The organism is Massilia sp. CT11-108, assembly GCF_047302915.1.
Taxonomy (GTDB): Bacteria; Pseudomonadota; Gammaproteobacteria; order Burkholderiales; family Burkholderiaceae_D; genus Telluria; species Telluria orientalis.
The window spans coordinates 1-9581 of the sequence record NZ_JBKYMO010000211.1 but is presented as its reverse complement, the minus strand read 5'-3'; the positions used below and the strand labels follow the sequence as shown (position 1 = coordinate 9581).

The window sequence follows — 9581 nt, the reverse complement described above, 5'->3', positions numbered from 1 at the left end:
ACCGGGGCGATTCTCACGGACCTGCGCACCGCGACCGTGCCGGTGCTGCCTGCTTGTGCGGTGGCGCACCATTGTTGGAGAGGTGCGCCGTCGTGACGTCGACGCCTTCGTCGTCGCATGCGATACCGTCCACGTCCCGGTCGCGGTAGATCCGCACGTCCAGTTCGTCGGCCCACGCGGCGAGCAGCCGTTCGGTCTGTTCCTGCGCCAGCGCGAGCAGGTAGTTGTGGCGCGTCGGGAAATCGCTGATGTCGAGGGCGGCGTGGAAACTGACGCGCGGGTGCGTCTTGCCCGCGGCCAGGAAGCGGTCGACGATGCCGCGCTGGTCGAGCAGTTCGAGCGTGCGCGCGTGCAGCCCGCCGGCGCGGCCGCCCACGCGGGCCTGCGCCGCCTTGCGTTCGACGATGGCGACGTCCACGCCGGCCAATGCCAGTTCGGCGGCCAGCATCAGGCCCGTGGGGCCGCCGCCGACGATGATGATGTCGTGGTCGCTTGCCTGCATTGGTTCACCTGTATTTCGATGGAGACCGTTAATGCGCTCTCTTCCTCTTCAATGCGCTGCCCGCTTTGCTATCTGATCCACACAGTTTTCGATTCGGCGCATGTGGGTCAACTCGCTTTCGTTGTTCTCTTCGGGATAGCGAAAGCTCGCGGCGTGTGCACAGGTCTGCTCGTGCTTGGGGTCGGCTCGCCGCAGCCTGGCCTTGATCGCTTCGATTTCGGCGATGCGCCGATTCTCCAGCTCATTGTCCAGTTCATTGCTCGCTTGACGCTGCGCCGCTTCTTGATGAACTTCATCCAGGGATTTAAACGCGTACCACGTGCCGAGGCCGACGAATAAAGCGATGAGAAGGATGTGATGAAAAGGGGGGAGTCGATGCAGGAGGCTCCGTCTCGAATTCGATTCATTTTCCATTGTTGTCCTGGTGTTTTCCTTGACTTGCCGAGCACGGTCCTGGCGTGTCGCCGACGTTCTTCCAGACCCGATGCCGCCACGTGATCACTTCGGCCGCTGCTGCTGTCGTCGGCGCCGTATTTTTCCTTAGTCGAGAATAGCCCGTAACCGGGCAAGCGCGTCCTCGACCACGAACTCAGGCGCTGTTTCGATTTTCTTCGCCCCGCGAGCGGCCAAATCCATTGTGCGAATCATATTCACCAGCGCGACACCTTGGGTTTCAGTGCCCGATCCACTCAACGGCACTGCGAAGCCCGCATAGCGAGCGAAATCGCCGCCTTGAGTAATTGGTGCCACTAAAGCCACCCCCATGAGATTGAACGCGGCCGGGGAGAGTACGAGGGCAGGACGAAAATCGCCTTGCTGCTCTCGCCCTACTGTTGGGTTAAGGTTCACGCGAACGATATCTCCACGGTTGAACGTGGTACGCCTCACCATACTTCCTGGCCTACCGGTTTGCTGCCTTCCCAGGCCTCCGCGTCTACAGGAGGCGCCGCCTTCAGATCACATTGCGCCATCAGATCTGCAAGAGAGTAGGTTTTGCGAGCAGGCCGCAATACCAGTCCTTCCGGTCGCATGTCCGCGCTCAGTTTGTCGCCAAGTGCAACGCCTAGTTGACTCAGCAAAGCAGACGGCAGTCGGACTGCCGCACTGTTGCCCCACTTTTGAATCGAGAGTTCCATAGTTACCTCCAATGTAGATACATTGTATTACCCACAATGCGGCGCCGCAAGCAAATCCTACAATGTAGATACACATCAAAGAACTGCCTCGAACATCGCTTCGAGCCTCTTTTGCGACACTTGGAGATAAGGACGAACGTGGTCCAGCTCCGATCTTGTGAGTGCCTCATATCATAAGCACCGCCCGACAAGCCTTGCCGGCTTATGACTATCACATTTGAACAGAGTCGAGATTGGGGTTCGGTGCTCGAGCACCTTCTGAATTGCCGTAAGGTAGCCGACTGAGTAGACAACCTCGCCAGCATCTGTCTTCACCCGGCTATTGGCTTCCGAGGTGTACTGTCAATAGCGGACACCAATCCAAATACGGCGTCGACGGGTGTGACTACTGACGCGTCAGCCTACCAAGTGTGCAGCGACATATCGCAACATGAACGTCTCCCGGTGGATGGATATGCCCATACTTGAGGGCTGGCTGCGCAAGACTGATTCGTTGTGCGCGATCGCCTCGTCGATATCAACCCATTTCGGCACCATCCCATTCGCTAGCTCATAGGACTCCGGTGCAGCCTTGCCAAGTATGTAGTCCGACTGACAGAGATAAAAATGCGAGCGCATGAATAGCTTGTCATGTCCGGGTCTCCGAGCGGGGCGGTACTCATCGCCATACCCGAGGTAGGGGCCGATACTAAAGCCGGTAGCTCCGGTCTCTTCCCTGACTTCACGAATGAGCCCTTCCTCGGCTGCCTCCCCGGCATCCAATCCTCCTCCAGGAAAACTGAAGTCATCGTAACGCTGCGTGTATAACAGGAGCACTTCGCTCCCGTGCAGGACGACGGCGCGTACGGCCTGCCGTTCAAGGATGACTTGTCCGGCCTTTTCGGTAACGCTGGGATCAGTCATCGTATAGAGAAGAGTCATATGCAAGGGACAGGCGCTGTTGAATCAGGGCACTTGTCGTGACGAGAGATGAGTGTCGGGCTGCTGAACCTGTCACTGAGGATATCGTGCTCTGCCTGATAGAAAGGAGTCTGAATGCCAAGGAGTCCAAGCAAGGTATGATCGAGACTGTCAGTACGGTATGGCCGGGCTTCGAGTGCAATGCGATAGTCGCTCGCGGCTCGCTTCCTATCGTGTTGCCACAGCAGGAGAGGCACTTGGTAACCGCTCATGTCGGTTGAGGAATGCCCGGCAAAATTGCGGTTGTGTCCAACCTCTTGACCGTGATCAGAAACGTAGAGTAGCGAGAGTGAACCTCCCGGTGAGGCCTGCGCGACCGTCTGAAGCATCGACGACAGAACGTGGTCAGTATAAAGCATGGCGTTATCGTATTCGTCCCGTGATTTCCGAATCCAGTAGGGCCGACCTGCAGCGTATAGGGAGCTCGCCACCGCATCGTTGGTGCCGGAAAACTTGTCGAAGGCGGGTGGGTAACGCAGGTCGTAGCGAAGGTGCGCGCCCTGCATATGAACGACGATCAGCTTGCGCGGTGCTTTGCCTGCAAGGACATGTTTCAGTTTGGGCAAGAGGCGTTCGTCGAGGCTGCGCGTACCGCGGCCATGGCCGTTGTTAACGAAAATTTGTTCGTTCGCGTGCTCGGCGAGGATCTGGATGGGACCATCCCCTTGTTCCTGGTTCGACAACCAGACCACGTGATAGCCGGCCACGCGCGCTAGAGCCAGGACGTTCGGCTCTGTCAACCACGCATCGGGGCGCTGCAACGTGGCAGGGCTAAGCATTTTAAGCAGGGACTGGACAGTGGCGGCGTCCGACGACAGCACGTTATTGAATGCGATCAGCTCATCACGCTTTGCCATTAATTCAGGCGTGGTGTTTCGAGCATAACCGTACAGAGACCAGTTACTCCGGTTTACGCTTTCGCCCAGCACCACAACCACGGTTTGTTTTGGCGGACCGACATAGGTAGTGGGGTACCGTTGCGCATTTACCAGGTCGGCAGCAACTTTACCCTTCACCTCTGTCATGAATGCCCGTTGCTCTCGATAGTCCGCGAGGTAAGCCGGCCAGTAGACAAAGGGATTTTCTTCTGCCATCGTAGTGTTGAAGTGGAGTGCCGCGAACGAGATAAGCATGCCGGTTCCGATCAAGCGCTCGCGCCATCTTCCCGCCGCCGGCATACTGGCTGGCATCGCCTTCAACCTACGCTCCACCCAAAGAAACAAGCCGACAATCGCCACCGTCAGTAGTGATACCAATGCGAGATGTGGCCAGTAGGTAACTACGAACTCGTGCACTTCGTTTGCATTGCTGCCAAGAATGGCGTCCGCGACCACAATATGCTTTGGCTCCAGTCCGTACAGCCAGAACAGGAATCCTTCGACAGCTGCGTTTACGACGACCAGACTGTTGAGTGTAAGAGCAGCACCTGCAGCCAGCGTGCGTTTACACCCGAGCAGCAAAAGACCGGCCATGCCGGCATTCGCGATGACAATGAATGCCGCGGCCTTGGTAAGGCTGTGGACGTCTTGCATGCCAAGCTGCCAGTAAATGCCGAGCGCTATCAATGTCGCGGCGGTGCGCGCGGCCGCCTGCTGCAGCGCCCATAAGGCGCCGATGGTTTTACTATTAATCAAAGCTCTTCCTAGCGCAGCAGTAATGTCGGAATGCCGAGAGCACGTATGATTTCCGTCGTCTTGCTGCCGAAGACCAGACTGCGAAGTGCAGAATGTCCGAATGCACCCATGACGAGCATCTCGATCGACTGCTCCTTTACCGCTTCAACGACGTTGCTGGCGACATCGCCTGGTTTGAGCACGGCACGCGTATTCCGCCCGGCTGCCCGAAGGATGCCTTCGGCCCATGCCAACTTGTTTGAAGCATCCTGTCCTTCGCCGCACATGAACAGATGCACCGCAATGCCCTCGAACAGCGGGCTCGCCGCCACCATATCTACGGCACGCTTCGCTGCCGGACGGCCATCGAACGCAATCATTACCCGTTGCGGCTCCTTGAACGCATCTGAAACGATCAATACCGGAACATGTACCGCTATCAGCACATCCTTGACATTGGTGCCCAGCCGGCCAGTTGCCGTACCGTTGTCACCTCCGCCGCGGCCCATAACCATAAGCCGCGGGTCGCATGCTAGTTCAGCTAGTACTTCCTCCAACCGGCCATGGCGTTGGCGGACCTCCACAAGGCTAGCCCCGACACTAGCGGCACGCTCGCGCAAGCCGTTCAGGAACTCCCTGCATTGGTCTCTCTCAGCAGCGATGCGCACAGCTTCGTAAGCCGCCAGTTTGTCCAGTAGTTGTTCCTGTGTGCCAAGCCCGATGGTTCCGCTGAGGTCGTCATTCGGCCCTCGTTCCGGATGATGGTCAATCGCATGGAGCAATTCTAAGGAGGCGCCAACGCACCGCGCAGCCCATGCGGCATAGTCCGCGACATGGACCGCAAAAGCGGACTGATCGACGCAAGCCAGGATCTTTTTATCACTTTCCATTTTCTTCCCCTTTTAGTGGCCCATCAGCATGTCTGCGGCGCCGTCCTTGTCGTGCACGGCGAACTTGTCCACCATCGTCGCGCTGGCTTCGTTCAGGCCGATGATCTCGACCGAGGTTGCTTCTCGTCGGAATTTCAATACAACTTTGTCCAGCGCACTAACCGCTGTGATGTCCCAGAAGTGTGAACGGCTCACGTCGATACGCACGTTGTCGATAACCTCCTTGTAATCAAAAGCTTTGACGAAGTTTTCTGCTGAAGCAAAGAACACCTGGCCAGTCACCACATAAGTACGGGTGCGGCCATCGTCTGCGGCCATCGAGCTGACGTGCAGAATCCGCCCGACCTTACTTGCAAAGAAGAAGCCTGACAGAAGTACGCCGACAAGCACGCCCTTGGCCAAGTCGTGCGTCGCGACCACCACGATGACCGTCGCGAGCATCACGGTACTCGAGCTCTTCGGGTGCTCACGCAAGTTCCGCAAGGAGGTCCAGCTGAACGTCCCAATCGAAACCATAATCATCACAGCCACCAAGGCCGCCATGGGGATGCGCGCCACCCAGTCGCCGATAAACACCACCATGAGCAGCAGGAACACGCCCGCTGCGAGAGTAGATAGCCTTCCGCGGCCTCCTGACTTCACGTTAATAACCGACTGCCCAATCATGGCGCAGCCAGCCATGCCGCCCAGGAAACCGGTAGCGATGTTGGCGATGCCTTGGCCAACGCATTCGCGGTTCTTGTCGCTGTTCGTGTCGGTGAAATCGTCCACGATCGAGGCAGTCATCATAGACTCCAGCAGCCCAACCACCGCCAGCGTGGCAGAAACCGGCAAGATGATCGCTAGCGTATGCAAATTGAGTGGGACGTCAGGAAGCAGGAAGATCGGTAAGCTGTCGGGCAACTTGCCCATGTCGCCCACAGTGCGTACGTCCAGGCCAAGATAGATGGAGACAGCGGTGATGGCCACGATCGTCACCAGCGGCGATGGTATCGCTTTGGTGACATAAGGAAACAAGTAAATGATGGCGAGACCCGCGGCCGTTAGCGCGTAGACGTGCCAACTGACGTTGGTCAGCTCCGGCAATTGGGCCATGAAGATGAGGATGGCAAGCGCGTTGACGAAGCCTGTAATGACCGAACGCGAAACGAAGCGCATCAGTGCTCCGAGTCTGAGCCAGCCAGCCAGCATTTGCAGGACGCCGGTCAAGATCGTGGTGGCCAGCAGGTACTGCAAGCCGTGCTCCTTTACCAGGGTGACCATCAGAAGGGCCATGGCACCGGTAGCGGCGGAGATCATGCCTGGGCGTCCGCCTGCGAATGCAATAACGACCGCCATTGAGAACGAGGCATAAAGGCCGACCTTGGGATCGACGCCAGCGATAATTGAAAAGGCAATGGCCTCCGGAATAAGTGCGAGCGCGACAACCACGCCCGCGAGGAGATCATTGCGGATATAGGAGAACCAATCCTGACGAATGGTTTGTATAGACATAGATTTACCTTCCCGGTCCACTTGACCGAGCAAACATCGAATAGATGAGCACCGTGCTCCAGGCGCAGGAACACGACGAACGAGAGCGAAATGATCAGCCGACGTCGCGGACACGAGATCGGTTTGCTTCAAATCGAGTGCGGAAAGGAATTACGGAGGAGTGACAGAGCAGAAATAGCCGCGAGGCAGTTCCGAGCCCGGGTAGCTCATGGCTTCCATGATCTTCGACGCGGAACGCGCGCACTCAACGCTGCGCGTTGCACAGGCGTTGAGATTGAAGATGAAAATGAATGCGGTCATCGCTCTATTTTGCAATGCAGCATGCGTACTCGTCAAGCTAAAGCTTTTGAGGGGCAAGCGTTTGGGTTGGTTGTTGATGCTACTGACGTGAACATAGTTGGCCGACCGCTACCGTTTGATATGTCTGTTGTGGCCGAACCCGGCCATTCAGAGCTACACGGTGTACTCGGGATGTTGCTCTTACATCGAGGCACCGGATCGGCGGACCATTTTTTTGGCAGAGCGTACTCGAGCCCAAATGTGCCGATATTACATATACACCTGCATAACGTTCGATGGCTGAATAAAAAGCCGGGCTACGGGCCCGGATTTGTTGAATTCACTGACAAATATTATATTGTAATCACTAGCATATGACTCGGCGTGCCCGAGCAGCAGCTGGACGGTCTCGGCTTCCTCTCCTTGCTGAATCAGCCGCGACGCCATTGTGCGTCGGCCATTGGGCGAGGAACCGCCGCCTCAGGCCCCGATAGCGGCCCCGATCGTCCGTCGTACGCAGGCGCCGAGCCGTCCGATAGACCAGGCACGGGTCAAGCGCCTCGATGGCCTTGGCGTGGCTAACGTCGATGCAACGCTGCCGGCAACCTTTCGTGATCGCCGCGCGTAGGCTGATTTCGGTGCGCAACGCGCCTGTTGGAACAGCACGTCCTGCACTTCGATTTGCGCGATTTCGGTCACGCGCATGCCGGCCGTTAGGCCCAGCAGAAGAATCAGGGAGTCCCGCTCGGGATGCCTGCTGGCGGCCGCCGTCACGCGGAGAAGGTGACGGATTTGGCCCGGCTGGAGCGTGGTGGCTTGGGCCATGTGAACTTCTGACCTGCAATAAAAAACGGCGCACCGCCCGAAGGCAAGCGCGCCGGTGGCTACAACAGGGCCGGCACCGCCGTGCCGCCCCGTCCTACCCGGAAATCAGAAGTGGTACTCCGCCTTGACCATCGGCGTGCTCGCCGAGGCGCCCGGCACGCGCTTGCTGTCGTTGCCGAACTTGTTATGCCAGTATTGATAGGCGAAGCCGGCGCGGAAGGTCTTCGGCTTGGCGCCCAGCAGCGGGCCCAGGTCGTACAGCAACTGCATGTCGATGTTCGTTTCCGGCGCAGTCTGGTTGCCGAATTCGTCCTTGCCCTTCGAGGCGATCCAGTTCGCGAAGCCTTCCCACGACCAGCCCGACGCCCCGATCGGGAACGCCCACACGGCGCCCAGCATCGGGTGCGTGTCGTAGCGGTAGCGCGCGACGCTGGTCTGCGTGAACTCGTTGTTCGGCGCGTTGCTCTCCCACAGGCCGTAGATACCCACGTTCAGCAGCCCCGGGACCTTGAAGGCCAGCGTCGGGCCGACGACCAGCATGCGCTTCTTGGAGTTGTAGCCGGCGTCGTCCTTCGTGTTGGCGTCGAAGCCCAGCGTCAGGCCCACGTCGCTCACGGGGCCGTAGGCGAATTCCTTGCCGCTCACCTTGCCCAGCGAGATCGTGTTGCGGTACACGAGGTAGAACTCTTGCGCGCCCGACTTCGCGCCCGGAGCCGACGGATCGGTCTTGTTCGACAACAGGACATCCAGGTTGAAGAAGTTCGTGCCGTAGGCATAACCGCTCACGTGGTTGATGTCGATGATGTCCTTGTGGATTTCACTGGCGTTGAACGGCTCGCGGAAACGGCCGCCGGTGCGGTAGCCGATCGACGTGTCGCTCCATTCGGCGGCCTGGACGGACGTTGCCGCGCACGCGCACAGCGCCATGGTCAGGACGGTTTTTTTCATGCTTTGCTCCCTTGGACGATTGGATGGGTGTTGGCGGCGCCCGCGTCTCCGTGGCTTTCTGCCGGGATGTCGCGGGTACCGTTGAAGAAGAGGTTCAGCGCGACCGCGGCGACGGCGGTCAGGAGGATGCCCGACTCCAGCAACGGATGCAGGCTGTGGGCCATTTGTTGGGCCCAGCGGGGTGCCACCAGCGGGATCAGGCCGAAGCCGATCGACAGGGCGACAATATACAGGTTGTAGCGGTTGTTCCGGAAGTCCACGCGCGTCAGGATGCGGATGCCCGCCGCGGCCACCATGCCGAACATGACGAGACCCGCGCCGCCCAGCACGAACTGGGGAATTGCTTCGACGAGCGCCGCCATCTTCGGCAGCATGCCCAGCACGATCATGATGATACCGCCGGCCACGCACACCCAGCGGCTCTTGACGCCCGTGACGGCGACGAGGCCCACGTTCTGCGAAAAGCTCGTGTGCGGGAAGGTGTTCAGCAGGCCGCCGATCAGCGTACCCAGGCCGTCCGTGCGCAGGCCGGCGGCGAGCTGTTTGCGGTCCAGGTCCTTGCCCGTCAGTTCGGACAGCGCGAGGAACATGCCGGCCGACTCGATCATCACGACGATCATGACGACGGCGAACGTGACGATCATGACCAGGTCGAACGTGGGCGTGCCGAACGCCAGCGGCGTCACGAGCTGGAACCAGGCGGCCTTGCCCACCTTGTCGAAGTTCATCTCGCCCAGCGCGAACGTGACGACGCAGCCGGCCACGATGCCCAGCAGGACGGAGATATTGGCCAGGAAGCCGCGGCAGAACCGGACGAGGCACAGCACGACGGCCAGCACGAACGCGGCGATGCCCAGGTGGTCCAGCGCGCCGTAGTTCGGGTTCGGCGTCATCGGCACGGGGCCGGCGAGCTTCAGCGCCGGCGCTTCGGCAC

General features: G+C 59.1%; 12 protein-coding genes. 1 reads left to right on the top strand and 11 read right to left on the bottom strand.

The annotated features are described in order from the left end of the window. Positions 1-13: 13 nt before the first annotated feature. From ACEN88_RS17255 to ACEN88_RS17220, 8 genes are all read right to left on the bottom strand, one after another. A complete protein-coding gene (locus tag ACEN88_RS17255) occupies positions 14-502 on the bottom strand; it encodes an FAD-dependent oxidoreductase (protein WP_413341483.1) in 489 nt (162 codons plus the stop codon). A gap of 48 nt (positions 503-550) precedes the next feature. Next, complete coding sequence (locus ACEN88_RS17250; protein WP_413341481.1) at positions 551-916, bottom strand: hypothetical protein; 366 nt, start codon at positions 914-916, stop codon at positions 551-553. Positions 917-1042: 126 nt separating this feature from the next. Next, entirely contained in the window at positions 1043-1393 is a 351-nt protein-coding gene (locus ACEN88_RS17245) for a type II toxin-antitoxin system ChpB family toxin (RefSeq protein WP_413341479.1), read from the bottom strand. Further along, positions 1387-1638, bottom strand: coding sequence for an AbrB/MazE/SpoVT family DNA-binding domain-containing protein (locus tag ACEN88_RS17240; protein WP_413341478.1), 252 nt, complete (start codon positions 1636-1638; stop codon positions 1387-1389). The genes ACEN88_RS17245 and ACEN88_RS17240 overlap by 7 nt, the downstream gene beginning before the upstream one ends. A 396-nt stretch (positions 1639-2034) precedes the next feature. After that, positions 2035-2541, bottom strand: coding sequence for an NUDIX domain-containing protein (locus ACEN88_RS17235; protein ID WP_413341476.1), 507 nt, complete (start codon positions 2539-2541; stop codon positions 2035-2037). A gap of 14 nt (positions 2542-2555) precedes the next feature. Further along, positions 2556-4232, bottom strand: coding sequence for a phosphoethanolamine transferase (locus tag ACEN88_RS17230; RefSeq protein WP_413341475.1), 1677 nt, complete (start codon positions 4230-4232; stop codon positions 2556-2558). Between the two features lie 8 nt (positions 4233-4240). Beyond that, the gene (locus tag ACEN88_RS17225; protein ID WP_413341474.1) at positions 4241-5101 is read right to left on the bottom strand and encodes a universal stress protein; all 861 of its coding nucleotides are present in this window, start codon (positions 5099-5101) and stop codon (positions 4241-4243) included. Positions 5102-5113: 12 nt separating this feature from the next. Continuing rightward, positions 5114-6595, bottom strand: a complete 1482-nt coding sequence (locus tag ACEN88_RS17220; protein WP_413341472.1) for a SulP family inorganic anion transporter — start codon at positions 6593-6595, stop codon at positions 5114-5116. Between the two features lie 208 nt (positions 6596-6803). Here ACEN88_RS17220 and ACEN88_RS17215 point away from each other — a divergent pair, with 208 nt between their 5' ends. After that, positions 6804-6986 carry a hypothetical protein gene (locus tag ACEN88_RS17215; RefSeq protein ID WP_413341470.1) on the top strand — a complete coding sequence of 61 codons (183 nt, stop codon included), beginning with the start codon at positions 6804-6806 and terminating at the stop codon, positions 6984-6986. A 368-nt stretch (positions 6987-7354) separates the two neighbouring features. On the opposite strand, the gene ACEN88_RS17210 is transcribed toward ACEN88_RS17215, so the two are convergent. The 3 genes from ACEN88_RS17210 to ACEN88_RS17200 form a co-directional block, all read right to left on the bottom strand. After that, positions 7355-7699 (bottom strand): hypothetical protein, encoded by a 345-nt coding sequence (locus ACEN88_RS17210; protein WP_413341468.1) that lies wholly within the window; start codon positions 7697-7699, stop codon positions 7355-7357. Between the two features lie 105 nt (positions 7700-7804). Next, positions 7805-8647: an outer envelope protein gene (locus tag ACEN88_RS17205; protein ID WP_413341466.1), complete on the bottom strand. Its 843-nt coding sequence runs from the start codon at positions 8645-8647 to the stop codon at positions 7805-7807. Next, positions 8644-9581: solute carrier family 23 protein (locus ACEN88_RS17200; RefSeq protein ID WP_413341464.1), on the bottom strand; the 938-nt coding region annotated here is incomplete at its 5' end. The genes ACEN88_RS17205 and ACEN88_RS17200, both read right to left, overlap by 4 nt.

Excerpts from the sequence above, each read along its gene's own strand:
- ACEN88_RS17240 (WP_413341478.1), bottom strand. The coding sequence starts at position 1,638 with ATGGAACTCTCGATTCAAAAGTGGGGCAACAGTGCGGCAGTCCGACTG.
- ACEN88_RS17205 (WP_413341466.1), bottom strand. The coding sequence starts at position 8,647 with ATGAAAAAAACCGTCCTGACCATGGCGCTGTGCGCGTGCGCGGCAACG.
- ACEN88_RS17220 (WP_413341472.1), bottom strand. The coding sequence starts at position 6,595 with ATGTCTATACAAACCATTCGTCAGGATTGGTTCTCCTATATCCGCAAT.
- ACEN88_RS17210 (WP_413341468.1), bottom strand. The coding sequence starts at position 7,699 with ATGGCCCAAGCCACCACGCTCCAGCCGGGCCAAATCCGTCACCTTCTC.
- ACEN88_RS17235 (WP_413341476.1), bottom strand. The coding sequence starts at position 2,541 with ATGACTGATCCCAGCGTTACCGAAAAGGCCGGACAAGTCATCCTTGAA.
- ACEN88_RS17250 (WP_413341481.1), bottom strand. The coding sequence starts at position 916 with ATGGAAAATGAATCGAATTCGAGACGGAGCCTCCTGCATCGACTCCCC.
- ACEN88_RS17245 (WP_413341479.1), bottom strand. The coding sequence starts at position 1,393 with ATGGTGAGGCGTACCACGTTCAACCGTGGAGATATCGTTCGCGTGAAC.
- ACEN88_RS17225 (WP_413341474.1), bottom strand. The coding sequence starts at position 5,101 with ATGGAAAGTGATAAAAAGATCCTGGCTTGCGTCGATCAGTCCGCTTTT.
- ACEN88_RS17215 (WP_413341470.1), top strand. The coding sequence starts at position 6,804 with ATGGCTTCCATGATCTTCGACGCGGAACGCGCGCACTCAACGCTGCGC.
- ACEN88_RS17255 (WP_413341483.1), bottom strand. The coding sequence starts at position 502 with ATGCAGGCAAGCGACCACGACATCATCATCGTCGGCGGCGGCCCCACG.